Below are 26,676 nucleotides of genomic sequence, written 5' to 3' on the forward strand. Positions count from 1 at the left end.
TAAAAGCGGCGCAAAAGGCACTATTTTATCAGTGTATAGGTGTTGATAAAGAAAAAACTGATGAGCTAGAGTCAATGCTCACTCAAGAGTATCAAAAAGGTCGTGAGCAGTTAGATGCAGAGGCTAAGCATGACAAAGGTTAAACTATAAGTGCATTTTTAGTGTGTACTTATCTTTTGGAGAAAACTCAAAGCTGGATGTTCTATTCGGTGTTTTATCTGCTAAAGTTGAAGGTGGCAATTTAATTAGGCAGATAAAATGAAAACGCTCGAACAACAATTAATAAACTATGCCCTTTACCATCGTTCAAAACGCAATGTTTTAACTCACTTTATTGGCATACCACTGATTGTGTATGCAATTCTATGCCTTTTAGAGCGTATAACTCTTTTTGATGGGATCATTCAGGTAACGGGTGCTTCGCTCGTTGTGACCGTTACATCACTTTATTATTTAAGATTGAGCCTATCATTGGGTGTCATAATGGCCTTGTTACTCAGCTTATTGACGATAGCGGCCGCTCCAGTGGCAAGTTTAAGTCATTCAAACTGGCTAATAGTCAGTGTTGCAACGCTTGCTGTGGGCTGGGGCTTACAGTTCATCGGCCATTATTTTGAAGGCAAAAAGCCGGCATTTGTAGATGACTTAATGGGATTGATTATAGGCCCATTATTTGTAGTTGTAGAAGCCTTGTTTTCACTGGGTTTTTATAAAAAGCTCGAGCAACAAATTACAGCGCAAGCGGGTTCAACGCGGGTATAAGTAACATAAGATGCTTTTAACGATAAAGTAATCTGGACACGGGTGTTTCATCAGGTATTAGTAAAGCCTTACCTGAGCAGTTAGCAGCTAAAGGTGCATGCTTATTTTGTTTGTACGTAATGAAGCGACGTTCAATGGATTAAATAGTTGGTTCGGTTATAAGCATCATATTGTAACCCTTGGCTTAGCAAATACAGAGCCGATTTTAGCCTCTACGCCAGAAATATTAAGTACCTTAAACGGTTTTTGCCGACGTTACTTAACCGCATGACAGCAAAAAATAACTATCGGTAGGAGTTCCTTTTATCGGGTCTGTCATATAACAGTACAAAATTATCTAGCGCTTAATTGAAAAAGCCTTGTTTTAACTATGGTTAAAATGCCCTTGAATGTCATACAATGGGGTAAAGTAGTCTACATAAGAGAGAACAAATATGGCCGCATTTGGTACTGTGTTTATGCCGCAGATGATACAAGCACGTTTTGAGAATAAAGCGTGGGGTGAGTTGACAACGGTTGCGTCAGATAAATTAGAATTTCATGGTGGTGCACATGTTTTACATTATTCAAGTACATGTTTTGAAGGCTTAAAAGCATTTCGCCATGAAGATGGAGCAGTGTATGTCTTTAGAATGGATGCGAATATCAAGCGTATGAAGCAAAGCTCAAAGTTTTTGAGCCTACCTGACTTTGATGAGTCAATGCTTGAAAAAATGATTATCGATAGTGTTAAAATGTATAGTCATGAAACACCACTACCGCCAGGCTCAATGTATATTCGTCCCACACATATTGGTACTGAAGCAGCCATTGGCAAAGCCGCTGCGCCTTCAATGAGTTCGTTACTCTATGTTTTACTTTCTCCGGTGGGCGATTACTTCTCTGCTGGCGCTACTGCATTACGTGTATTACTTGAAGAAGATGGTATGCGCTGCGCCCCGCATATGGGTATGGTTAAAAGTGGTGGCAACTATGCAAGTGCATTAGGACCTATTTCAGCGGCACGTGAAAAGTATAAAGCTGATCAAATATTATTTTGCCCAGGTGGTGACGTACAAGAGACCGGCGCTGCTAACTTTATTTTAATCGATGGCAATGAAATCATCACTAAAGCGCTCGATAGCAGTTTTTTACATGGTGTTACTCGTAATAGTATTTTAACCATTGCAAAAGACTTAGGTATGACGGTTTCTGAGCGCAATTTTACAGTAACAGAGTTACTTGAGCGTGCAGAAAAACCGGGTACTGAAGCTGCGCTTTCTGGTACTGCGGCGGTATTAACCTCAGTCGGCACATTTATCCATAACGATAAAGAATACAAAGTAGGTAATGGTGAGCCAGGCCCGCAAGCGGCACGTTTACGCCAAGCGCTTAATGATATTCAATGGGGAAAAGCAGACGATAAGCACGGTTGGTTAACTAAAGTATAACAGCATACGCTGCATGCCTATTATAGCCACGGCGTTTGCCGTGGTTATAAAACTTATCTTTCCTATATTAATATCTTTAAACATCACCAACCTCCCTACAAATATAAAATAGATGCTTATAATGTTGCCTGCCTATTTTTTCAAAAAATGATGAACCCACGCAAAACCATAACCAATCATCGATCATAACCAAAATAGCTAAGCTTTAGTGTTATTAATACAAATACGCTGGGTACTAAACAGTTGCCGACAAAATGCAGTCTGCGGTAAGTTGGATTTCGGGGAACTAAATAATAAGGGTAAAATGTTTCAAGTTTGTAAAGCTGTGTTGATGTGGATTCATTAACAGTTGTTTACAAACAGGTGGATATTGTAACGCGAACAGCTAGACAACACCTACAAAGAACCATATTCTTGGAAGTTAATTATTTTACATAACAAGAATGAAAACGATGATAAAAAATATTTTAGCATGTGGTGTATTACTCGCATTAACTGGTTGCTCAGAGTCACCGAGTTCATCTATAGCGGTAACTAAAGAAAGAGTATCAACTACGTCTATAGAAAAAGTAAATTTAAGCTACCCTAAAACAGCAGAAGGACAAGTTGTAGAGAGTTATTTTGGTGAAGAGGTAGCTGACCCTTATCGCTGGTTAGAAGATGATATGAGCGATGAAACTGCTAATTGGGTTAAGACACAAAATCAAACAACCTTTGCTTATTTAGACCAAATTCCTTATCGCGATAAACTCAAAGAGAGTCTTGAAAAGCTGTTTAATTATGAAAAAATATCAGCACCTTTTACAGAAGGCGACTATACCTATTTTTATAAAAATGATGGTTTACAAAATCAGTATGTATTGTATAGAACAAAAGGCGATGCAGAAGCTGAAATATTTTTAGACCCTAATACCTTTAGTGAAGATGGCACGACCTCTATGTCAGGGTTAACATTTTCAGATGACGGCTCATTAGCAGCTTATCAAATTTCTGAAGGGGGCAGTGATTGGCGAAAAATCATTATTTTGGATACTGAATCTAAAGAACCGATTGAGCAGGCACTAGTTGATGTGAAATTTAGTGGTATCTCATGGTTTGGTAATCAAGGGTTCTACTATTCAAGCTACGATAAGCCTAAAGGCAGCGAGCTTTCCGCTAAAACTGATCAACATAAAGTATATTATCATCAGTTAGGCACCAGCCAAACGAAAGATAAACTGGTATTTGGTGGTACCGATGAACAAAAGCATCGTTATATTGGTGCAAATGTGAGCCGTGATAATCGATTTTTAGTGATTTCAGCAAGTGTATCAACCTCGGGCAATAAATTATTTATTAAAGATTTAACTGATCCTGATAGCAAATTAGTAACTATCTTGGACAATACAGACTCAGATACTTATGTGATTGACACTAAAGGGAGCACTTTATTTTTAGTGACTAACCTCAATGCGCCGAACAAAAAATTAGTGCGAGTTGATGCAAGCAAACCACAACCTGAAAATTGGCAAGATGTGATCCCAGAAACTAAAAATGTACTGGGCTTATCAAAAGGAGGCGATTACTTTTTTGCTAAGTATATGGCTGATGCAATCTCCCAAGTTAAACAATACGATAAAGCAGGTAAGTTAGTACGAGAAATTAATTTGCCTGGTGTAGGGACTGCCCGTGGCTTTGTTGGTAAGAAAGAGCAAACTACACTTTATTATTCATTTGCTAACTATATAACGCCAGGTAATACATACTCTTTTGATGTTCAAACGGGTGAATCTTCGGTTTATCGTAAATCAGGTGCACAATTCGATAGTGATAAGTATAAAACTGAGCAGGTTTTTTATACATCTAAGGATGGTACTAAAGTGCCGATGATTATTTCGTATAAAAAGGGCTTAAAGCTAGATAGTAAAAACCCGACTATTTTGTATGGCTATGGTGGTTTCAATGTAAGTTTAACACCTAGTTTTAGTTCAACTATAGCTGCTTGGCTTGAGCAAGGAGGTGTTTACGCAGTACCAAATATTCGTGGAGGTGGTGAATACGGTAAACAGTGGCATAAAGCGGGTACACAATTACAAAAACAAAATGTATTTGATGACTTTATCGCAGCCGCAGAATACCTAAACGAGGAAAAATACACCTCAAGTGATTACTTAGCTGTGCGTGGTGGATCAAATGGTGGCTTATTAGTTGGTGCGGTTATGACGCAGCGTCCAGAGTTATTTAAAGTTGCATTACCAGCAGTAGGTGTACTTGATATGCTTCGTTATCATACATTCACCGCAGGGGCTGGTTGGGCGTATGATTACGGCACCAGTGAGCAAAGTAAAGAAATGTACACTTACCTAAAGGGATATTCGCCAGTCCACAATGTTAAAGAAGGGATAAGCTACCCTGCAACACTTATCACCACCGGAGACCATGATGATAGAGTTGTACCTGCGCATTCATATAAATTTGCGGCAGAGCTGCAAGCCAAAGGGGCAAGCAATAAACCTTATTTGATTCGTATTGAAACTAATGCGGGACATGGTGCAGGGACACCCACCAGCAAGACGATCGAGCAATATGCTGATATATATGGTTTTACACTTTACAATATGGGCATAGAGTCACTGTAACTTTGTACTTTAAATAGAGCGTCGAGCATATGTTCGACGTTCTATTCATATAAGATTTTTTTAAATGCAGTCAATTACTAATCGGGGAGAAGATTGTTACCTGCTTTATCTAGTTTAAGTAAGAGCATGGCTGTAGATAACTTTCTGTCGTTATACCCATGAAACTCGAAAGTTCGATCAGCCCCTTTAATTACCTAATTCCCCCATAAATGAAGGCATAATAGCCCTCACTAAATTTTTTGTGTTAACTTGCGGGGAGAAATAATCGCTGATAGGTTTTATAAGCATATTCATCGCTCATTCCACTTAGGTAATCACATAGTATACGGTGAGTATTACCTTTATTCTCGGCCGCATGCTGCCATGCTATTTGAGTTGTTTCGGGCAGTAGCCGAAGAGGATCGGCAGCAAAGGCAGAAAACAAGTCAATCAATAAATTTTGCCCCTTAAATTCAATTTGTTGCATTTTAGGTTCGCGAATTAAGCGGCTAAATACAAAGCTTTTTAACACGTGTAATACCGCTTCATATTCATCATCTAATACAACACTATTTTGTAAAATAGGGCAGTCGAATTGCTTATTTTGTATCACCAACTTGGCATTGATAATAAAAGTATTTACAAGCTCACCAATGGCATCTTTTCGCTCATAATCAAACGTAGAGAATAGCCGCGCAGTAAGCGACGGTAAAATCTTGATTAACCAAGGCAATGATAATTCTTTAAGCATTGGTATGGCGTGGCTTTGCCAATCTTCCAAGGTCAACACTTCGGTGGCAATAGCATCTTCTAAATCATGAACGGCATAAGCGATATCGTCAGCAAGTTCCATAATAGCCGAATCTAAAGATTTATAACGGGTTTTAGCACGGTATTGATCAACCGATTGTTGTTGCACTAAAAGTTGTTGGTCATTATGACTTAACGGCTTAATAATCCACGAGAAAATTTCTGCATCATCCTGATATAATCCTTTGGCTGGGCGCCAATCATCGGCTTTGATAAAACGCTGGCTATTTGGGTGAACTGGAATGTTATGCCACAAGTCATTTATAAAACCAGGGTATTTGATAAAGCCAAGTAATGTACGCCGGGTTAGATTCATACCGTAGCCATTACTATAGGGTTCAAGTTTCGCGACAATTCTTAGTGTTTGCGCGTTGCCCTCAAACCCACCGTGGTCGCGCATCATATAGTTAAGGGCTATTTCGCCGCCATGGCCAAAAGGAGGGTGGCCAATATCATGAGCCAAGCATAAGGTTTCGAGCAAACTGGTTGAAGGGAAGTGGTTAAATTCAGGGTGCTGGGATTTTAAATGACGTAATAAGCCACTGCCAATTTGTGCCACTTCTAATGAATGAGTAAGGCGAGTACGGTAAAAGTCATTTAAACCAATGCCCATTATTTGAGTTTTCGCTTGCAAACGCCTAAATGCGGCTGCGTGGATTATTCTTGAGCGATCAATTTGCCACGCACTGCGGTTATCATTAGGGCGGTGTTTTTGTTGATCTATCAGCCGAGCTTGCCAGAGTTTATCCATTACTTCCCCTGCATTAATTACATTCATTAATAACCCATTGTAACTCAATTATTTAGATTGTTATCGTTATTCGCGTTCTTTGTTTTGCTTCGGTATAATAGTTACTAATGTGCTTGTGTCACTACCAAGTATAAAGATTAATCAATAGAGAGAATACATGCTTAAGTTTGTTTTGCGATTTATTACTGCGCTGTTTTTTATATGGGCGTTAAGTTATCCGTTTTTAGAGCAAGTTCGTTTTGACTCAGTTAAACAATCTGAACAAGTACAAAACGAGAAAGTTAAGAAAAAAGAAAAACCATTACATAATGTAGCACTACCAAACTTTAATGATTTTACTGATGTAAAAGAAAAAAAGCATGCCTTTTTTGACTATATAGGTGTACATGTTGATGCTGAAAATAAAAAAATACTCAAGCAACGTGCAGTATTAGAAATGGCTCGTATGATGGTCGAATTTAATGAGCCGCTTAATCAAAAGCAAACCAACGATGTCAAAGTTATTTTAAATAGTTATAAGCTGCCTTCCACTATAAATAGCTTATCGTTAACACAAGCACTTAGACGCGTGGATGTTATTCCCAGAGAGTTAGCCTTAATTCAGGCTGCAAAAGAGTCAGCATGGGGTACCTCTCGTTTTGCACGCATTGGGTTAAACTTTTTTGGCCAATGGTGTTATAAAAAAGGCTGCGGTATGGTGCCAAATCTTCGAAACAGTGATGCCGGTCACGAAGTGGCTGCATTTAAATCAGTACGAGCGGCAGTCAATTCGTATTTTAAAAATATTAACACGCATAACGCGTATAAAGACTTGCGCAGTATTCGTGAAAACTTACGTCGCCAAAATCAACCTATTGAAGCAACTAAGCTGACTGAAGGTTTACTCTCTTATTCAGAGCGTCGCGAAGCGTATGTTGAGGATTTAAACACCATGATCAGCCAAAATAGAGTTTACTTTAATGAGTAATTCCATGTTAATAAGTCGTTTGTTTTTATTTTGTGTATTAATAATAAGTACCTTTACGGTAAGCGCGAAAGATTTTATGGTTTCGTATGATGGTTTTTATGACCGTTTAAAGGTGGTTAATAAAGGCGATTTTCAATATGCCCAAGTTAATTTTTATGTTACGGACATTGCCTCTGGTAAACCTTGCTTAATTGACAGCGGTAAAATTGTTACCGAAACTCGCGAATTAGCGCTTAGTTATACTGAACAAGCACAATTGCAACTCCCTTTTGATAAGCAACTAGATACTGATAAAGCAGTGGTTGTATTAACCCCCGAAAACAGTACCTATGATTGCCAGTTAAAAATGCAAATAGAAGCGCAAGAGTTCAATCCAAAGCCACTTACTAGAGCCAAGTTATTGACTATGCATAATGAGTTTGATGAGCTACTTTATGATTTGTCAGGTTTTTTTGTTAGTAAATTAATGAGCTTCCTACTCCCAGAGCAACAAGGCGTTGTGCTTACATTTGCAGAGCCTGTAACAATTAACGATGCCGCCTTTATGTGTGATGGTGCAGTCTGTAATGTCAAAGTGGATGATAGCTGGGAGGACGATATAGCCTCATTGAATATATCCACACCAGTATTAAAAGTAACCCCGTGGATTGTTAAGTAGTATATAAAAGTGCTGTAGAAACAGCGCTTTTATGCGAAATATAAATTGATTTTGTTGAGTATGATGAATAAAACCCATGTTGTAGAGCATTTACGCTTTGCCTTAGAAGCCCAATTAACGAATGTAAAGCAAGCAGCCCAAGCTGCTCACGATGATGCAACTCATGAAGAGAGTGTTGCTGAAACCCAATACGATACCCTTGGACTTGAAGCTGGTTATCTTGCTCAAGGACAAGCTGAGCGCGTTAATGATTGCTATAAAGATATTAAAGCTTTTGAAAATGTATTTAACGAACCTAAAAAAGGGCAAGTTTCTCTGGGCGCATTAGTGTGTCTACTTGATGAAAGTGATACAGAGTCGTGGTTTTATTTTGGTCCATCCGCAGGTGGTTTAATTGTTCAAGTGAACAATATAAAAGTACAAGTGGTTACACCGCAGGCGCCACTCGGAAAACAATTAGAAAATAAGCAAGTGGATGATGAAGTAAGCTTAAAAGTTGCGTCAAAATCATTGTTATTTACTATCGATAAAGTACTTTAATCTGCTGTTGCTTAAAAGCATACCTGATTAGTCATTTGTATAAATACTGCCTTTTGGTTAGCTGTCATTTATGTACTATTGTTAAAGCTCTTACAAAAAATATTTAACCAAATAATTTTCTTCTTACTACGCTGCGATATTGGCTAGGAGTTTGTGAGAGTACTTTCTTAAATACCCTTGTTAAATGACCTTGATCGTTATAACCCACTTCAAGTGCTACTTCCTGAATCGATAAGTTTGATGAAGCGAGTAACTCTTTGGCGGTTTGTACTCGTAGTTGTTGCCAATATTCAACTGGAGTTTGGTTGGTTGCTTGGCGAAAGCGACGTGTAAAAGTACGGTAACTTAAACTAAATTGTGCTGCGATTTCCTGTAAGCTTAACTCTGAAGTTAAATTGTGTTTTAACCAAAATTGAATCTGTGCGATTAGCTCGTCAGGGTGTTTGTCAACTGCGCCTTCAAGGTAGCGTTGCTCTTCGTAAGGTTTACGAATTTCGTGAGAGAAGTTACGTTCGACATGTTGAGCGGCATTTCGGCCATAGTATTGGCTAATAACATGTACAATAACATCAGCAAGGGCGTTTAGGCTTGCTACTGTGTACATACGCTCTGATTGGGTGATAAAAAAGTCAGGCTTCAATTGTACATTTGGATAGTCATGCTTAAACTGCGCCGCATAATGCCAATGTGTGGTGGCGGGGTGCCCATCTAATAGTCCAGCCTCAGCGATTAAGCAATTACCTGTACCCACGCCAATAATATGGCTACCTTTTTGCCATGAAGCAGCTAACCAATTAACTAATGATAAATTGCTGCGTACTACAGGGCGAGGGTTACGCCAAATTCCAGGGACGATAATTAAATCACTTTTAGGGGCTTTACTTATCTCACAATCAGGGACAACCGTAAGGCCCGTTTTGTTGAATATAGGTTTAGTATTTGCGGCTACTAAATTTATATTAAGGGCATGAAAAGTGTCTTCATCATAATGGCTTTTAGCAAACGCTTCACCGGCTTGGAGCATCTCAATAGGTAGGGTTAGGCTGGTGGTCAATAAGTGTGGATATACCAATACAGTTATTTCAATAGGTGTTGCTTTAATAGAATTAGACATTTAAACTCCTCCGACCAGCTATTTTTGTCCTGTTATACGTGTTATTTGGCTATTAAAGCATAAAGAGCTTCAGTTATTCCAATTAAACTTAATTAAATTCTTATAACACGTTTTCTCAAGGTAAATTATGACAGCATTACCCGTTATTGTAGGTATGGGCGGAATAAACGCCGCAGGCCGTACATCTTTTCATCAAGGTTATCGTCGTATCGTGTTAAACAGTTTGGATGCAGCTGCGCGTCAAGAAACCTTTTTAGGGCTTGCTACACTAATGAATTTAGTAAGCTTAAATGAAGGCCAGCTTGTAGATAGTGATGGTAATCGTATTAATCAGGCTGATATCGAAGCTAAATTTGGTGAGCAAATTATTGCCGGTACGCTGATTCGCAAGATTGAAAAAAATCATTTTGATGTTGATGCTACTCCATGGCAACAAAAAATGACCTTAAATGTATCAGATGACGAAAAAATCGTATTTGAAACACGCCAGCGTGATTTACCCAAGCCAGTACCAAGTTGTTGGGAAGTTGAAGAGTTGGGTGAGAAAAGAGTAAAAGTAACTATTGCTGCTGATTTAGCCATTAAGCATGATAGTACCCGCGATAATCCGATTAAAGCAGCTGGACAATTACCAACGGGGTTTGATCCGTCGACAATGTACAATAGCCGCTATCAGCCGCGTGGCTTACAAGCCACTATTTTTGCAGCGACAGATGCCATACGTTCTACCGGTCTTGATTGGCAGTACATCATGAATAGCGTTGAACCTGATCAAATAGGGACTTATTCAGCATCGGTAATTGGGCAAATTGACGACCGAGGTTTAGGCGGCTTAATTAAAGCACGTCAACAGGGCGAAAGAGTAAGCACAAAGCAGTTAGCGCTTGGTTTGAACACCATGTCGACAGATTTTATTAATGCTTATGTAACTGGCAATGTGGGTACTACTTTTACAAGCTCAGGCGCGTGTGCCACGTTTTTATATAACCTACGAGCGGCGGTTAATGACATTCAAGCAGGGCGTACCCGTGTGGCGGTTGTGGCTTCTGTAGAATGCGCCCTTACTCCGGAAGTTATAGAAGGTTTTGGTAATATGAATGCCCTTGCTAATGAAGAGGGATTAAAACGTTTAGATGCTACTGAAACAGTTGATCACCGTCGCACCAGTCGCCCGTTTGGGGAAAACTGTGGTTTCACTATTGGTGAGGGCGCACAAGTGGTTATATTAATGGATGATGCTTTGGCACTTGAGCTCGGCGCTGACATTATGGGCTCTGTGGCTGATGTATTTGTTAATGCGGATGGTGTGAAAAAGTCAATTACTGCGCCAGGTCCTGGTAATTATATCACCATGGCAAAATCTGTGGCGCTTGCATCAAGCATGGTAGGGCGAGAATCTGTACAACAGCGCAGTTTTATTTTAGCCCATGGCTCAAGTACGCCACAAAACCGTGTTACTGAATCATTTATTTATCATAAAGTGGCTGAAACGTTTGCTATTGATAACTGGAAAGTAGCCGCACCAAAAGCTTATGTTGGCCACACAATTGCACCTGCAAGTGGTGATCAACTTGCGATGGCGCTTGGCGTATTTACGCACAATATTATGCCGGGTATTACCACTATTGATAAAGTAGCCGATGACGTGCATGCAAAATACTTAGATATTCGCACAGAACATTATGAGTGCGGTGATATGGATGTGGCATTTATTAATTCCAAAGGCTTTGGTGGCAATAACGCAACAGCTACGGTGTTATCACCAAAAATAACACTGCAAATGCTTGAAAAACGCCATGGCAGCACAGCACTGAAAAAATACACAGATACCAATAAAGCCGTCAAAAACGCGCAGATAAAGTATCAGCAACAAGCTGATCTAGGCCAGTATGCGCTAATTTATCGCTTTGGCGATGGCATGATTGATGAAAGTGATATTACTATTTCTACTTCATCTATAACTATTCCTGGCTTTGATAAAGCCATTAAGCTCAATACAACGAACCTGTATCAAGATATGTTTTAAGCACATTGTTCTTGATTGGCAAGGCGCTATTACGGCGCCTTTTTTCGTTGTAGTCATTGAGTAGTTCGCGGTTGGCTGTCTTTTTTTGTTGAATCACCGCAGTTTACGCGATCTCTGTCTATTCCTTGTTATAATTTATAGCAACAAAATGATTACATTTAGAGCACGCAATGATCGCCAGCTTATTACTTCTCAGCGCAAGTGTTACCGTCGATAGCCATTTACCACCTTTATTGCCTTGGCATGGACAAAGTACATCGCTATTACAAAATGAGGGTCCACTGACCACCGACTTTGAACTCAGTGGTGGATTAGTATCCCCGAACTACAAAAATACTAAAGCATTTGTTAATCGTTTAGTCGCAGCAAACCCAACTCAGTTTAAAGTAAATACTATTGCGAAAAGTAATGCCGGACGCGACATTCAATTATTGGTCGCAAGCGAAGATGGTGAGTTTGATGCCGAGCAAATAAGCTTAAGCGCTAAGCCAACGATACTTGTACAATCGGGCATTCATGCCGGTGAAATTGATGGCAAAGATGCTATGTTTATGTTGCTTCGCGATATTGCAACGGGTAAGCGCCGAGATATTTTAAGCAAGGTTAATATTTTATTTATCCCTATTTTAAATGTCGATGGCCATGAGCGTAGCAGTGCTTATAACCGCATAAATCAACGTGGCCCCGCAAATATGGGCTTTCGTACCAATGCGAATAATCTTAATTTGAATCGTGATTACACTAAGCTTGATACCCCTGAAGTGCGCGGAGTACTTTCAACTATTAAGCGTTTCGCGCCTGATTTATATATTGATGTACACGTTACGGACGGCGCTGATTATCAATACGATGTAACCTATGGTTATAACCCGGTGTTTTCGAGTGAATCACCAAGTGTATCAGAGGCGCTTGATAATTACTTTAAACCGGTAATTGATGCCAAATTAGCCGAACAAGGACATATACCTGGGCCTTTAGTGTTTGTGATGGATAAACGTGAATTTAAAAAAGGCTTAGCGGGTTGGGTCGCAACACCACGCTACTCCAATGGCTGGGGGGACTTACGTTCTTTACCGACCATTTTAGTTGAAAATCATTCCCTTAAACCTTATAAACAGCGGGTTCTTGGCACTTATGTATTTATTGTCGGCGCTATTGATGCACTGAGTGAGCATCAGCAGCAATTAGCTAATGCAGTTAAAAAAGAGAAAGCCTTTGTACCAAGCGAATTAATCGTTGAGCGCAGCTATGCCAAAGAGCCCAATACACTGGCGTTTAAAGGTATAAAATATAAACGTTATCAAAGTGCGTTATCAGGGCAGATTGAGGTTAAATACCTTGGTGAAAAGCAAGCGTATGATGCATTGCCTATTTACTGGCAAAAAAAGGTAAAAACGAGCGTTAAAGTACCCAGCGCTTTTTATATTCCTGCTGCGTATCCAAAAATCGTCGAAAAGTTAAAGCTTCATGGCGTAAATGTTGAGCGTGTTACTACTACAAAGCCGATTCCAGAATTACAGGTTGCCAGTGTTGATAGCTATGAGTTTGATAAAGTACCATTTGAAGGGCGCTTTAGAGTTAAAGCATCCTTTAGTTTTTCAAAAGTGGTAAATAATAACCTTGTGGATTGGTATAAAGTTAGCACCCAGCAGCCACTAGGTGAATTAGCAACACATTTGCTGCACCCACAAGCACCAGACTCGTTTTTTGCTTGGGGAGAGTTTAATACGATTTTCCAGCGCACTGAGTATATGGAAAATTACGCATTAGCACCTTTTGCACGTCAAATGCTAAAGGATCAGCCCGCTTTGGCTCTTGAATTTGATAAGAAGCTGCGTGATGACAGTGTATTCGCAGAGGATGCACAAGCACGCTTAGATTGGCTGTATGAACGCTCACCATTTTACGATAAAGCGTACTTGAAGTACCCGATATTAATGACGTTTAACAAAAAAACACAGCAATCAAAAGTAACGTCAAAAAAACTAAATATGCAAAACGAAACTACTGAGTGAGTATTGCTGTGTTGCGACAATTAACCCGCATCAGGTAAGTTAATTGTCTTTAATTAATGCATTGCCAAAAAATGCAGGTGTTTATTAAAGTCTTTACCTTCACTGTTGGTAAGCTATTGTGAAATGCTGAGCCCTACGTATTGGGTGTTTTGGTGCTTTTTAGGTGCATCGGTGGTCGGTTTTGTTAATAAACTTGTAAGCTATGCATAAAAAATGCGTAAAAATACAAGACGAACTTACTAAAGCAATGTATAATTTAATCAATTTAGTAATCAATAAAGAAATAAAATGTCTCTAAATCACGTTGATCGCCAAATTTTGGCATTATTACAACAAGATGCGAGCCTATCAACGGCTGAAATTGCCGATAAAGTAGGTTTATCACAATCACCTTGTTGGCGCCGTATTGCTAAGCTAGAGCAAGATGGTTTTATCAAAGGTAAAGTTGCTTTACTTGATGAAAAGAAACTTGGCTTTGATATGCTTGTGTACGCCCATGTTCGATTATCAAATCATGGCCGCACAAATTTAGCTGAATTTGAGAGGTTGATCTTAAGCTATGATGAAGTCACCGAATGCTACAGCATGGCGGGTACTATGGACTTTATGCTGCGTATTATATCTAAAGGTATTGAGGGGTATGAGCAATTTGTACGTGACAACCTCTTGAGCCTTGAGTTTGTACAAGAAGTTCACTCAAATGTGACTATGACCTGTGTAAAACGCAGTACTTCATTACCACTATAAAGTAGTCACTCTTCATTAAAGCTAATGCGAAGCAGATAATTGCTTCGCATGTTCCTATTTTTATTAATTGTTAACTTTTGCTTAATTTGCTGAAATTCAGCGCTTTTTTTTTTTGACATACCACTCATCCAAGAGGAACTCAATGTTTAACTTACTCAGCAAAGCACCAAGCTCTGCTAAAAATGATGTCTTATCGGGCATTACAGTTGCGCTTGCGCTTGTGCCTGAAGCGGTTGCTTTCGCGTTTGTTGCGAATGTTGATCCATTAGTGGGCTTATATGCAGCATTTATTGTAGGGCTTATCACCGCAATTTTTGGTGGCCGCCCAGGTATGATTTCTGGTGCAACCGGTGCACTTGCCGTAGTTATGGTAAGTTTGGTGTTAGATCATGGTGTAGAGTACCTATTTGCAACGGTGTTATTAATGGGCATACTGCAAATACTGGCCGGGATATTTAAGCTCGGTAAGTTCATTCGCATGGTGCCACACCCCGTAATGCTTGGTTTTGTGAACGGTTTGGCTATTATTATCTTTTTAGCGCAACTGAGGCAGTTTAAAGTACCAGACGGTGATGGTGGTTTAACTTGGATGAGTGGTCAGCCGATGATGATTATGCTTGGGCTTGTGGCACTTACCATGGCAATTATCCATTTTTTACCTAAGTTAACAACCGCTGTGCCTTCAACACTTGTTGCCATTGTAACTGTTACGTTGTTAGTTATGGGGTTTGATTTAGAAGCCCGTACTGTAATTGATTTCTTAAAGGATATGAGCGGAAACAGCGCCGCTACAATTGCCGGAGGTTTACCTGAGTTTCATATTCCTATGGTGCCATTTACCGTTGAAACCTTACAGATTATTTTCCCTTATGCGCTTATTTTAGCGGCGATTGGTTTAATTGAATCGCTACTGACATTAAGCCTGATTGATGAGCTTACAGACACTCGCGGGCACAGTAACAAAGAGTGTATCGGTCAAGGTGCTGCTAACTTAACATGCGGTTTCTTTGGTGCTATGGGTGGTTGCGCGATGATTGGTCAGTCGATGATCAATATTAATTCGGGAGGTCGCTCTCGCTTATCGGGAATTACAGCTGCTGTTATGTTACTTGCATTTATTATATTCGCTTCTGGCTTGATTGAAATGATCCCACTTGCAGCACTCGTTGGTGTAATGTTTATGGTGGTATTAGGCACTTTTGAGTGGGCAAGCTTTAAAATGATGAAACGCATACCAAAATCAGATGCCTTCGTGATTTTGCTTGTATCAGGTGTAACCGTCATTACTGATTTAGCAATTGCAGTGTGTGTAGGGGTGATTGTTTCAGCATTGGTATTTGCTTGGCAACATGCTAAACATATTTATACTACTAATTATATTGATGACCAAGGCGCTAAAGTGTACGAGCTTCACGGGCCATTATTTTTTGGTTCAGTTAAAAACTTCATAGAGTTATTTGATATTAAAAATGATCCGAAAGACGTAATCATCGAATTTAAACATAGCCGCGTTGCTGATCACAGTGCGATTGAAGCAATTGATGGACTTGCTGAAAAATACACTAAAGCAGGTAAAAAACTACACTTACGTCATTTAAGTCAAGACTGTACTCAGTTATTGCATAGAGCACGTGATTTAGTTGAAGTAGACGTAATTGAAGATCCTACATACAAAGTAGCTTCTGATAAATTAGCTTAAATAATAAATAGTGGGTAATTTATCATTATTAGATAATTGCTAATTAACAAAAACTAAAAAAGCGAAGGGTGCCACTCTTCGCTTTTTTAGTTTTAATTGATAATGTGGCAATAGATTAAATAAAATAACAGAGCGCCATAATGCAAAACTGGTTACATTGGACTAAACAAATTAAAGCGATTAGCCAAGCAGGAAAAACCTATGGTAAAGACGGCTACGATTTAGAACGCTATCAACAATTAGAAGAAATTAGCCATCAAATGTTGGCCTCCTTAGCTGAGCAGCCCGTAAGTAAAGTTGATAACTTATTTATTGATGAGTGCGGTTATCCTACCCCTAAAGTTGATTTACGTGCTGGTGTTATCAACGACAACAAAATACTTCTTGTCCGTGAGCGTACTGACAACCGTTGGTCATTACCAGGTGGCTGGGCCGATGTAAATGAAGCACCAAAAGAGGGGATTATTCGCGAAGTACTTGAAGAGTCGGGTTATCATGTTAGCAATCCGCAATTTATCGCCTTAAAAGATCGTGCATTGCACCCATATAAGCCGGTTTCGGTACAGCATATTTATAAGCTTTTCTTTATATGTGATTTTGTGGGTGGGGAGCCAACAGTTAATCTAGAAGTGTCTGAAATTGGCTTTTTTTCGTTAGATAATTTACCTGAGTTATCAACTGGGCGAGTATTAGCAGAAGATATCGCCATGTTATTTGAGTATCAACAAAATCCGGGTAAGCCCACCTATATAGATTAGCTTTCGTTGTAAGACAAAGCTCGACTGTTTACAACTTGGCCTGTATAATTCCCGGCCTCTTTATACCTTGTTATATGCTTGTTTGTTGTGTTTACAAACTTGCCTGTCTTTGCTTAGGAATTCATCTTGATCTCTACCGCTAATATCACCATGCAGTTTGGTGCAGAACCGTTATTTGAAAATATCTCCGCTAAATTTGGTAACGGTAATCGTTATGGCCTTATTGGTGCAAATGGCTGTGGTAAATCAACCTTTATGAAAATCCTTAATGGTTCATTGGTACCTACCTCAGGCAATGTTTCAATTGAGCCAGGCTTAAAGGTAGGTAACCTAAGCCAAGATCAATTCGCTTTTGAGCAATATTCGGTCGTTGATACCGTTATTATGGGCGACGTTGAGCTTTGGAAAGTAAAACAAGAGCGCGACCGTATTTATTCATTACCTGAAATGAGTGAAGATGAGGGGATGAAAGTCGCTGAACTTGAAAGCTTGTTTGCTGAAATGGATGGCTATAGTGCAGAAAGCCGAGCCGGTGATATTTTATTAAAAGCGGGAATTGAAGAAGAGTATCATTTTGGCTTAATGTCACAAGTCGCGCCAGGTTGGAAATTGCGAGTACTACTGGCACAAGCATTGTTTGCAAATCCTGATATTTTGCTACTTGATGAGCCGACCAATAACCTCGATTTGCATACTATTAGCTGGTTAGAGGATGAATTGAATCAAAGAAAGTGCACCATGATCATTATTTCTCATGACCGTTACTTTTTAAATGCGGTATGTACACACATGGCCGATATTGATTACGGTGAGCTGAGAATCTACCCGGGTAATTACGAAAAATATATTGAAGCTTCAAGCCTAATTCGCGAACAGCTTTTAGCAGGTAACGCTAAGAAACAATCAGAAATGGAAGAGCTACAAGATTTCGTAAACCGTTTTGGCGCTAACGCTTCAAAAGCAAAACAAGCCAGTTCGCGTGCTAAACGTATGGATAAAATTTCTTTAGATGAAGTTAAATCATCAAGCCGTATGGCACCCTCATTATTTTTTGATGAAGGTAAAAGAATGCATCGCCAAGCACTTATATTGGAAGAATTTGGCCATGGCTTTGATGGCGAAGTCTTATTTGAAAAAGGCGAATTAATTCTTGAAGCTGGCTCTAAGCTAGCTATTGTTGGTGAAAATGGTGTGGGTAAGTCAACCTTTGTTCGTTGCTTAGTTGGCGAATTACAAGCGAATGATGGCATAGTAAAGTGGTCAGAAAACGCAACAATTGGTTATTGCCCACAAGATAGCAGTAAAGACTTTGAAAACGACTTAACATTGTTTGATTGGATGTCACAGTGGCGTACAGCAAAACACAATGACTTAATGGTTCGAGGTATGCTTGGGCGATTATTATTTACCGCAGATGATGCTAATAAAAAAGCTAAAAATTGTTCAGGTGGTGAGAAAAATCGCCTATTATTTGGTAAGTTAATGATGCAAGACGTTAACGTATTGGTGATGGATGAACCAACAAACCACATGGATATGGAAGCCATTGAAGCATTGAATAATGCGCTAAAAGGGTTTGAAGGCACGCTTATTTTTGTAAGCCATGACCGTGAGTTTGTATCATCACTGGCAACCAGTATTATCGAAATTAAAGATAAAGAAGTAATTAACTTCCATGGTACGTTTAATGAATTTATGGCCAAGCAAAGAGAGCAGGCCGCTTTATTAGGTGTGCGATAAAATACAGGTACAGGGCTTGCTCGATGGCTAAACCTATTTAGCCAACGAGCAAGCCTAAGTGCTATTCTTTGGGTCGGACTTTAAAACGCTTAATATAACGTAGTGTTATAAAGTTAATAATGGCCATTAAAATGGCAATTTCATAACGGCTAAATGCCACAGCAATACCTATCAATCCCATATTCCAAATACTTGCTGCGGTTGCTGTACCGTAAGTCGAGTTTTTATTTTTTAATATAGCCCCACCGCCAATAAAACCAATCCCGGTAATTATCCCTTCGAGTACTTTTGCTTCTGCTTCTGATGTGGTCAAAACAGACATCCCTACTAGTGCATAACCACATGAAGCAACAGCGACTAAGGGAAATGTTCTTAGTCCTGCGCCATGGCTAGTACGCTCGCGGTCAAACGCCATTGGCAGCGCAAGTAAATAGGCAATACCTAAATGAATTAGGTTGTCGATTATTTCATTCCACTGTAAATCTAGTTCCATAATTGCAGGCCATATAAATTTTCTTTGTGTTATAAAGCAGCAATTATAGTACCAAGTAATTTTTTATAATTACTTCATGCGTTTAGAGTTTTAATTTGACGGTTTTAGGGGGTTAAAGTGACAACGTTAGTTATTTTTACGTAGTTTAGGGCTGTTTTTTCAGTATATTGTTTGAAGTTGACATTTAGTAGAGCTAAGTATCTTTCACGATTGATAATTTACAGATATTAATTTGAAGCGCTTCTTCACACCACGTGAAAAAATAACACTAAATTATGCTGGGTTATGTCTGTTTTAACCATTACCTTGCAGCTATTTTACAAGTTATGTAGCAAACTAGCCTCCATTAACAAATGGGGGGATTACCATTGCTAACACTGTATAATAGCTGCCTTACATTTTTAGTTATTTTATTTTGCAGTTACTGGGATTTATAAAAGAATACGTTGAGGAGTTGTGTCAATAGTTTACAGTTTTTTACAGTTAAATTTTAATTTTGCTATAGACTTATTTTGTTGTGATTCAACAGCTCTTAAAATTTATGGATAAGATAAGATGTTTAGATTTTGTTTTTTATTTTGTGTTTTGATAGGAGCATCAGGTTGCACTGTGGTCGGGGTAATAGCAGATAATAGCGCCGGGAATAAAGTGTCTATAGGCTCTACTGTCAATCCTGACAACCTTCAAAGTAAGGGGATGTTTAGAAAAAGTGAAAGTGAATTTTCATTTTCTCAATTAGGAAATGAAATCGATCAGGCTATTATTGAGTTTGTTAAAGAAGGTACTGAACCTAAATCAACGCTGGTTTGCCGCCAAATAACTCGCACGACGAAAGAGTGTGAGGAAGTAGCTCCCCCACATAAAGATTTTTAGCCTTTCAAATGTGCCTCATGAAATATTAAATGTTCATCAATAAAGCTGCTAATAAAAAAGTAACTATGATCGTAACCTGCATGCATATTAATTTCAGCAGGATAATCTTTTTCGTTAACCACTTTAAATAAGTTTGGAGTTTTTAACTGCTCTACTAAAAAGTTATCCGCTTCACCCTGATCAACACGCATAGGTACAAAATCATGCTGCTGTGTTTGTAGCATAAGCTCACACGTATCGTACTGCGCCCACGATTTTTTATCATCACCTAAGTAATTGCTAAAGGCTTTTTCACCCCATGGGCACTCTATTGGGTTGGTTATAGGGCTGAAAGCACTGGTACTGGTATAGGCTTTGGGATTACGAAGGGCTATCATTAATGCACCGTGGCCGCCCATAGAGTGCCCGCTAATCGCTTTTTTATCAGTAACAGGAAAGTGCTGCTCAATGAGTGCGGGTAATTCAGTCACTACATAATCATACATATTGTAATGAGTGTTATATGGGGCTTGTGTAGCATTGACATAAAATCCTGCGCCTTTAGCAAAGTCAAAGCTGTCTTGGTCAGGTATGTCATCGCCACGAGGGCTCGTATCAGGCGCTACTATTGCAATACCAAGCTCGGCCGCTTTTTTAAACGCGCCCGCTTTTTGCATGAAATTTTCATCAGTACAAGTTAATCCTGACAGCCAATAAAGTACCGGTACTTTATTACTTTCACCTGGCGGTAAATAAATTGCAAAACGCATTTTACAATGTGTGCTGCTTGCTTGATGAGTATATTGTTTATGCCAACCGCCGCTGACTTTAGTTGAACTGATATTATCTAACATATCGATCCCTTTTAATTACAGCAGAGCCAATGGCAAGCTCTGCTGAGGTAATTTTAATAATGAATAACAGAACGAATACTTTTCCCTTCGTGCATTAAGTCAAAAGCGTCGTTAATCTCTTCAAGCTTCATGGTGTGGGTAATAAAATCATTTAATGCAAACTCACCAGCCATATAACGCTCAACAATTTCAGGTAATTCAGAGCGACCTTTAACGCCACCAAATGCACTCCCACGCCATACGCGACCAGTCACTAGTTGAAATGGACGCGTTGAAATTTCTTGTCCTGCACCAGCTACGCCTATAATAACGGATTCTCCCCAACCTTTATGACAACACTCAAGAGCTGAGCGCATTACATCAACGTTACCAATACATTCAAACGAGTAATCAACGCCACCGTCGGTAAGCTCTACAATAACTTCTTGAATTGGCTTGTCATAATCTTTCGGGTTAATTAAATCAGTTGCGCCCAGCTTAGTTGCTAGTTCAAACTTGTTGGTGTTTATATCTATACCGATAATACGGCTTGCTCCAGCCATGCGAGCCCCAATTATTGCTGATAAACCTATACCACCTAAGCCAAAAATAGCAACGGTATCGCCATTTTGAACGTTAGCTGTTTTAGTCACTGCGCCCATACCGGTGGTTACACCACAGCCTAACAAGCAAATTTCTTCAAGAGGGGCTTCTTTACTTACTTTAGCTAATGATATTTCTGGTAATACGGTGTACTCAGAAAAAGTAGAGCAACCCATATAATGGTAAATTGGCTCACCGTCTTTATAAAAACGCGTGGTCCCATCAGGCATTAAGCCTTTACCTTGGGTTTCACGTACTGCAGAGCACAAGTTAGTTTTACCCGAAGTACACATTTTACATACACCACACTCAGCAGTGTAAAGTGGGATAACATGATCCCCTACCTCAACACTTGAAACGCCTTCGCCAACAGCCTCCACGATACCGCCGCCTTCGTGACCTAAAATGGCAGGGAAAATACCTTCTGGATCTTCGCCAGATAATGTAAATGCATCAGTATGACAAACACCCGTTGCCGTTATTTTTACCAAAACTTCGCCTTTTTTAGGCATCATTACATCCACTTCTTCTATCGATAATGGCTGATTTGGGCCCCAAGCGATGGCTGCTTTTGATTTTATAAATTCAGACATGGTATTTCCTTGCTAGTTTAATTGCGTAAATGTTTATTTTATTTGTTTCTCAGAGAATGTTAATCTTCAATTTAATAAAACACTTTTACAGTATGGTAATAATGAATCGTTGGTTAGGCATAGATGAATTTATCGCGGTGGGTGAGCAAGGTAGTTTCACCCGCGCAGCCACACAGCTTAATGTTTCGGTTGCACACATTAGCCGACAAGTTACAGGGCTTGAGCAACGCTTAAACACCCAGCTTTTAACGCGAACTACACGTAAGGTGGTATTAACCAAAGAGGGGGAGGCTTTTTTACATCAAACCAAGCATTTACAACATGCTATGGATGAAGCAACTGCATTATTAGCAGAGCAGCAAAGTACCCCTAAAGGTAAAATAAAGCTGACAGCACCAGTAATGTATGGCGAAAATTTTGTGATGCCAGCGGTGCATGATTTTATGCAGCAGCATAACGATATAGAAGTTGAAATGGCACTTAGTAACGAACAAGAAAACTTACTAGAAGGCGGCTTTGACTTAGCAATTCGCTTAGGCCATTTAAAAGATTCTAGTCTTAAAGCACGAAGACTCAGTAGTAGGCACTTTGTAATGTGTTGTTCAACGAGCTATTTATCACGCTTTGGTCAGCCACATACCTTGGCAGAGCTCAGTGAGCACCATTGTTTAGTGGGTAATAGTCATTATTGGCGAGTGAACGAACAAGGACGTGATAAGCATATCAAAATTGCTGGAAGGCTTAACTGTAACAGTGGTTGGGCGCTTGCTGACGCAGCAAAAAAAGGCCTAGGTATTGTGCAATTACCTAATTATTATATTGAAGGTGATTTAAAGGAGGGTTGCTTAGTGCCTATTTTAACGCGTTACCAGCCTAAGCCTGAGGGAGTGTGGGGGGTTTACCCGCCAAGGCAATTTGTTGCGACTAATGTAAAAGCCCTACTTGATCATATGGTCTCAGCGCTTAGTCAATACTAGCTTTATTAAAGCATGACTACTTTAGCGTACAAATAACTCATTATTTTATTTTAAATCAATTGGGTATGACTAATTAGGTACAAAAGATAAAATAATACATGAGCAATTTCCGAGAAAAACTATACCTTATAATTTTACTTTGTTATTGAGCGATTTTTATCAAATGAATAGCTCGATAACTAAATACCATTGGTATTTGTAGTCGATACAAGTATCAGATTTGACATTAATTTTTACATCTTTTTGCTTACCCTCAAGACTCACTTTTATGCTAGTATGCGCATATAATTAGTATTTAATATGACAATTAATAATTATGTTTCAACCAGCTAGCCTATTCATAGGGCTGAGATATAGTCGCTCTTCTAAAGGTAATGCCTTTATTTCCTTTATTTCGTTCTTCTCTATTGCGGGTATCGCTATTGGTTTAATGGCTTTATTTACAGTGAGTGCTGTTATGAATGGTTTTGAAAACAGCCTTAAAACAAATATGCTAGGTTTGATCCCTCACGTTGAAGTATCTTCGTCGAAGCAATCAATTAAACAAATGCAAAAACTTAAAGCTGATTTAAGTAGCTCTGAGTTAGTTAAGCACACTAGTTTGTATCGCCATGCAGAAGCGATTCTACAGACGAATAAAGATCTCAATGGTGTCCTACTGCAAGGACTATATGATGACAATGCATCATTATATAAAGTAAGCGATAAGATAGTCGAAGGTAATTGGGAAAATGTTATGGCAGACCGTTATCAGTTAGCGGTTAGCCGCTACTTATCGCGTATGCTTAATATTCGTTTAGGCGAGAAGGTGCGTGTTATTTTACCTAACACAAGTACGTATACGCCGTTAGGGCGCATTCCAAGCCAACGTTTATTTACTGTTGCTGCAATATACGAGACAGGATCTGATATCGATAAAGCGCTTGCCATTACCAGTGGTGAGTCTTTGCAACGGGTGTTGAAACTTCCACAAGACAATGCACCAAATTTAAGTATTTCCCTTAACGATCCATTTTTGCTAGATGATTTCTTTGCGTCTGTTTCTCCATTACTAGATACTCAAAATTATAGTGATTGGCGACAATCAAGAGGGACATTGTTTGCTGCTGTTGCAATGGAAAAACGTATTATGTCGATGCTACTTGCGCTTATTGTACTCGTTGCTGCTTTTAATATCGTGTCAGCATTAACCATGATGGTGAGTGAAAAACAAAGTGAAGTTGCGATTTTACAAACGTTAGGTCTAACACCTAAACAAGTGCAACAAGTTTTTATGATCCAAGGTTTATATAACGGTTTAATTGGTACCAGTATTGGTGCCGCTTTAGGCTTTTTACTAAGTGCGAATATTAATGAAATACAAAGTTTACTAGGTATTAACCTATTGTCAGGTGCTTTATTACCCGTAAAATATGATGCGGTTAGCCTAATTGTAATTGTATTAGGCAGTATTATTATGAGCTTTTTAGCAACCTTATACCCGGCCCGTAAAGCGGCCAAAGTTAGTCCTGCAGAGGTATTGCGCTATGAATGATTTAGTTATCGACTGTGAACAATTACGTAAAGTTTATCAAGACGGCACAAATGAAGTAGAAGTATTAAAAGGCGTTGATTTAAGCCTCACACAAGGTGAAATGCTTGCAATCGTTGGTAGTTCAGGTTCAGGAAAAAGCACCTTGCTACATATTTTAGGGACCTTAGATAGTCAAACCGATGGGATAGCTAAAATTAAAGGTCAACAAGTTGCAAAACTTAGCCGGGCTGAGCAAGCTAAATTCAGAAATGATAACTTGGGGTTTATTTACCAGTTTCATCATCTGTTAATGGAATTTAATGCACTTGAAAATGTTGCGATGCCCTTATTGATAAAAGGGCTCAGTGCTAAAGATGCTGAACAAAAAGCAAAAGGAATGCTTGATAAAGTAGGATTGGCCCATCGCTTTGAACATAAACCATCAGCGTTATCTGGTGGCGAGCGTCAACGTGTTGCAATTGCTAGAGCCTTAGTGACTGAGCCTGCTTTAGTGCTTGCTGATGAACCTACAGGTAATTTAGATAAACAAAATGCGATTAAAATTTATGATTTAATTAAACAACTTAACGAGAGTCTCAATACCAGTTTTGTTGTTGTTACCCATGATTTAGAGTTAGCTGACAAGTTGGGTAAAATTGCTTATCTAGACAATGGTAAAATAGCGATTAAAGAGAGCGGTCATGTTGCTTAGTGCTTTTTTAAGTAAACGTTTTCGAGCTCACTCAGGGAATAAAGAAGGACAAAATGGGTTTGTCAGCTTTATTGCTAAAGCATCGACGATAGGCATATTGCTAGGTGTTGCTGTGCTGATTGTTGCATTGTCTGTTATTAATGGTTTTGAGCAACAACTAGCGCATCGGTTGTTAAGTGTTGTTCCGCAAGTTGAATATGTCGCCCCAGATAAACCTATTGAAAATTGGCCAAGTAAAGTACAAAGTCTAAGTAATCAAAACCATGTTACTGGCGCTGCTCCATTTATTGCTGTTAATGGTATGGCGCAGTTTAAAAATGAGATTAAAGCCGTTGAAATTAGAGGTGTTAGCCCTGAACTCGAGAAAAATGTTTCCGCAGTTAATCAATTTACTAAAGGTAAATTAGTAAATCAATTAGGTACTGATGAACTAATTTTAGGTCGGTTAGTTGTTAAGCAGTTAGGTTTGGAAATGGGGGATGCGGTGACATTATTAATTCCGCAAATTAATAATACCTCTAGCCAAATTTTACCGCCAAAGCGTCTTACAGTTACCCTAGCTGGTGTTATTAATATGGGAGGGCCAATAGATAATTCAGCCGCCTTCATCCATTTAAATAAAGCACAGTCAGTATTGGGCTATAGTGACGAGCAGGTGACGGGGTTACGTTTAGCTGTCGATGATATTTTTCAAGCTCACAATATCGCACTTAAAGTAGGGCAAACAATAGATGATTATGTGTATATCTCTAGTTGGTTTAGAACTCAAGGAAGCTTATACCAAGATATACAGATGGTGCGAACGATTGTTTATATTGTGGTATTTTTAATTATTGCGGTGGCTAGTTTTAATATTGTTTCATCATTAGTAATGGAAGTGAGAGAGAAGCAGTCTAATATTGCAATATTAAAAACCATGGGAGCACAGGATAGTACAATCGTCGCTACTTTTGTTATGCAAGGTCTTACTCAAGCATTCATAGGTGTTGTATTAGGTACGTTTATCGGTGTTGTACTGGCGCTCAATATCAGTGAGTTGTTTATTTGGATAAGCCAACTAATGTCAAAAAACCCACTTGAGGGAGTATATTTTATTGAGTTCCTACCGAGTCGGCTGGTGTGGAAAGATATTGTAATAACCGTTATTGTAACATTTATTTTAGCAGTACTTGCAACAATCTATCCTGCATGGCAGGCGACTCGGGTTGATCCGGCGAAGGTGTTAGGTAACTAAAGGTAGCCTCCAGTCATAAGTGGTTTGATGAAATTGATCAGAAAGTGGTAAAGACTGGTAAAAATCGGCGCATATTAGTGACGTGTTTTTGCAGTAGCCTAAGGTAAATGCGCTTACTGGCGTATTTACACGTATGCTTGTTGACAGGAAATTAAAGGGTCTATTTATCTTTCAACATTAAGTTTGCAGCAGTGAGTTTTTATTTTTAGGCAAGGCAAAGCCTATATAATGCGGGGATTTCCTACATCCCAG

23 protein-coding genes are annotated in these 26,676 nt (G+C 39.2%); 18 read left to right on the plus strand and 5 right to left on the minus strand.

All coding sequences use genetic code 11. The annotated features are described in order from the left end of the window. Positions 1-258 precede the first annotated feature (258 nt). From ACT3RM_RS05955 to ACT3RM_RS05970, 4 genes are all read left to right on the plus strand, one after another. Positions 259-762 carry an Mpo1 family 2-hydroxy fatty acid dioxygenase gene (locus tag ACT3RM_RS05955; protein WP_441836559.1) on the plus strand — a complete coding sequence of 168 codons (504 nt, stop codon included), beginning with the start codon at positions 259-261 and terminating at the stop codon, positions 760-762. Positions 763-859: 97 nt separating this feature from the next. After that, the gene (locus ACT3RM_RS05960; protein WP_441836558.1) at positions 860-1,033 is read left to right on the plus strand and encodes a hypothetical protein; all 174 of its coding nucleotides are present in this window, start codon (positions 860-862) and stop codon (positions 1,031-1,033) included. A gap of 163 nt (positions 1,034-1,196) precedes the next feature. Next, complete coding sequence (locus tag ACT3RM_RS05965; protein ID WP_441836557.1) at positions 1,197-2,192, plus strand: branched-chain amino acid aminotransferase; 996 nt, start codon at positions 1,197-1,199, stop codon at positions 2,190-2,192. A 452-nt stretch (positions 2,193-2,644) separates the two neighbouring features. Further along, the gene (locus ACT3RM_RS05970) at positions 2,645-4,810 is read left to right on the plus strand and encodes a prolyl oligopeptidase family serine peptidase (protein WP_441993011.1); all 2,166 of its coding nucleotides are present in this window, start codon (positions 2,645-2,647) and stop codon (positions 4,808-4,810) included. Between the two features lie 244 nt (positions 4,811-5,054). Here ACT3RM_RS05970 and ACT3RM_RS05975 read toward each other — a convergent pair whose 3' ends face one another. Further along, the gene (locus ACT3RM_RS05975; protein WP_441835333.1) at positions 5,055-6,350 is read right to left on the minus strand and encodes an anti-phage deoxyguanosine triphosphatase; all 1,296 of its coding nucleotides are present in this window, start codon (positions 6,348-6,350) and stop codon (positions 5,055-5,057) included. Positions 6,351-6,507: 157 nt separating this feature from the next. Between ACT3RM_RS05975 and ACT3RM_RS05980 the strand changes: the two genes are divergently transcribed. The 3 genes from ACT3RM_RS05980 to ACT3RM_RS05990 all read left to right on the plus strand — a co-directional run bounded on the left by ACT3RM_RS05980 (position 6,508) and on the right by ACT3RM_RS05990 (position 8,515). Further along, positions 6,508-7,317, plus strand: coding sequence for a glucosaminidase domain-containing protein (locus ACT3RM_RS05980; protein WP_441835330.1), 810 nt, complete (start codon positions 6,508-6,510; stop codon positions 7,315-7,317). A gap of 4 nt (positions 7,318-7,321) precedes the next feature. Then, on the plus strand, positions 7,322-7,975 hold the full coding sequence (locus ACT3RM_RS05985; protein ID WP_441835329.1) for a DUF2987 domain-containing protein: 654 nt from the start codon (positions 7,322-7,324) through the stop codon (positions 7,973-7,975). A gap of 63 nt (positions 7,976-8,038) precedes the next feature. Continuing rightward, positions 8,039-8,515: a transcription elongation factor GreAB gene (locus tag ACT3RM_RS05990; protein ID WP_441835332.1), complete on the plus strand. Its 477-nt coding sequence runs from the start codon at positions 8,039-8,041 to the stop codon at positions 8,513-8,515. A 103-nt stretch (positions 8,516-8,618) separates the two neighbouring features. Here the strand turns inward: ACT3RM_RS05990 and ACT3RM_RS05995 are convergent, their stop codons facing one another. Next, positions 8,619-9,629, minus strand: a complete 1,011-nt coding sequence (locus ACT3RM_RS05995; protein ID WP_441835328.1) for a GlxA family transcriptional regulator — start codon at positions 9,627-9,629, stop codon at positions 8,619-8,621. Positions 9,630-9,756: 127 nt separating this feature from the next. Between ACT3RM_RS05995 and ACT3RM_RS06000 the strand changes: the two genes are divergently transcribed. The 6 genes from ACT3RM_RS06000 (at position 9,757) to ACT3RM_RS06025 (ending at position 18,614) form a co-directional block, all read left to right on the plus strand. Next, entirely contained in the window at positions 9,757-11,655 is a 1,899-nt protein-coding gene (locus ACT3RM_RS06000; protein ID WP_441835327.1) for a beta-ketoacyl synthase, read from the plus strand. Positions 11,656-11,825: 170 nt separating this feature from the next. Further along, positions 11,826-13,670: a M14 family metallopeptidase gene (locus tag ACT3RM_RS06005; protein ID WP_441835326.1), complete on the plus strand. Its 1,845-nt coding sequence runs from the start codon at positions 11,826-11,828 to the stop codon at positions 13,668-13,670. A 288-nt stretch (positions 13,671-13,958) separates the two neighbouring features. Continuing rightward, positions 13,959-14,417, plus strand: coding sequence for an Lrp/AsnC family transcriptional regulator (locus ACT3RM_RS06010; protein WP_441835325.1), 459 nt, complete (start codon positions 13,959-13,961; stop codon positions 14,415-14,417). A 142-nt stretch (positions 14,418-14,559) separates the two neighbouring features. Then, the gene (locus ACT3RM_RS06015) at positions 14,560-16,116 is read left to right on the plus strand and encodes a SulP family inorganic anion transporter (protein ID WP_441835324.1); all 1,557 of its coding nucleotides are present in this window, start codon (positions 14,560-14,562) and stop codon (positions 16,114-16,116) included. Positions 16,117-16,256: 140 nt separating this feature from the next. After that, entirely contained in the window at positions 16,257-16,874 is a 618-nt protein-coding gene (locus tag ACT3RM_RS06020; protein ID WP_441835323.1) for an NUDIX hydrolase, read from the plus strand. 126 nt (positions 16,875-17,000) lie between these two features. Continuing rightward, positions 17,001-18,614, plus strand: a complete 1,614-nt coding sequence (locus tag ACT3RM_RS06025; protein WP_441835322.1) for an ABC-F family ATPase — start codon at positions 17,001-17,003, stop codon at positions 18,612-18,614. Positions 18,615-18,675: 61 nt separating this feature from the next. Here the strand turns inward: ACT3RM_RS06025 and ACT3RM_RS06030 are convergent, their stop codons facing one another. Continuing rightward, positions 18,676-19,107, minus strand: a complete 432-nt coding sequence (locus ACT3RM_RS06030) for an MgtC/SapB family protein (RefSeq protein ID WP_441835321.1) — start codon at positions 19,105-19,107, stop codon at positions 18,676-18,678. A gap of 609 nt (positions 19,108-19,716) precedes the next feature. On the opposite strand from ACT3RM_RS06030, the gene ACT3RM_RS06035 reads away from it, so the two are divergent. Continuing rightward, positions 19,717-19,980 (plus strand): hypothetical protein, encoded by a 264-nt coding sequence (locus ACT3RM_RS06035; protein WP_441835320.1) that lies wholly within the window; start codon positions 19,717-19,719, stop codon positions 19,978-19,980. Here ACT3RM_RS06035 and fghA read toward each other — a convergent pair. Next, positions 19,977-20,813 carry an S-formylglutathione hydrolase gene (gene fghA, locus ACT3RM_RS06040; protein WP_441835319.1) on the minus strand — a complete coding sequence of 279 codons (837 nt, stop codon included), beginning with the start codon at positions 20,811-20,813 and terminating at the stop codon, positions 19,977-19,979. The genes ACT3RM_RS06035 and fghA overlap by 4 nt on opposite strands. A gap of 53 nt (positions 20,814-20,866) precedes the next feature. Continuing rightward, entirely contained in the window at positions 20,867-21,988 is a 1,122-nt protein-coding gene (locus ACT3RM_RS06045; RefSeq protein ID WP_441835318.1) for an S-(hydroxymethyl)glutathione dehydrogenase/class III alcohol dehydrogenase, read from the minus strand. Positions 21,989-22,089: 101 nt separating this feature from the next. Between ACT3RM_RS06045 and ACT3RM_RS06050 the strand changes: the two genes are divergently transcribed. From ACT3RM_RS06050 to ACT3RM_RS06065, 4 genes are all read left to right on the plus strand, one after another. Further along, entirely contained in the window at positions 22,090-22,965 is an 876-nt protein-coding gene (locus ACT3RM_RS06050) for a LysR family transcriptional regulator (RefSeq protein WP_441835317.1), read from the plus strand. 316 nt (positions 22,966-23,281) lie between these two features. Beyond that, on the plus strand, positions 23,282-24,499 hold the full coding sequence (locus ACT3RM_RS06055) for a lipoprotein-releasing ABC transporter permease subunit (protein WP_441835316.1): 1,218 nt from the start codon (positions 23,282-23,284) through the stop codon (positions 24,497-24,499). Continuing rightward, a complete protein-coding gene (gene lolD, locus ACT3RM_RS06060; protein ID WP_441835315.1) occupies positions 24,492-25,190 on the plus strand; it encodes a lipoprotein-releasing ABC transporter ATP-binding protein LolD in 699 nt (232 codons plus the stop codon). Before ACT3RM_RS06055 ends, lolD begins: the two co-directional genes overlap by 8 nt. Then, positions 25,180-26,424 (plus strand): lipoprotein-releasing ABC transporter permease subunit, encoded by a 1,245-nt coding sequence (locus ACT3RM_RS06065; RefSeq protein ID WP_441993059.1) that lies wholly within the window; start codon positions 25,180-25,182, stop codon positions 26,422-26,424. The genes lolD and ACT3RM_RS06065 overlap by 11 nt, the downstream gene beginning before the upstream one ends. The last annotated feature ends 252 nt before the right edge of the window (positions 26,425-26,676 follow it).

Source organism: Pseudoalteromonas sp. AOP7-A1-14, assembly GCF_052376275.1.
Classification (GTDB): Bacteria; Pseudomonadota; Gammaproteobacteria; order Enterobacterales; family Alteromonadaceae; genus Pseudoalteromonas.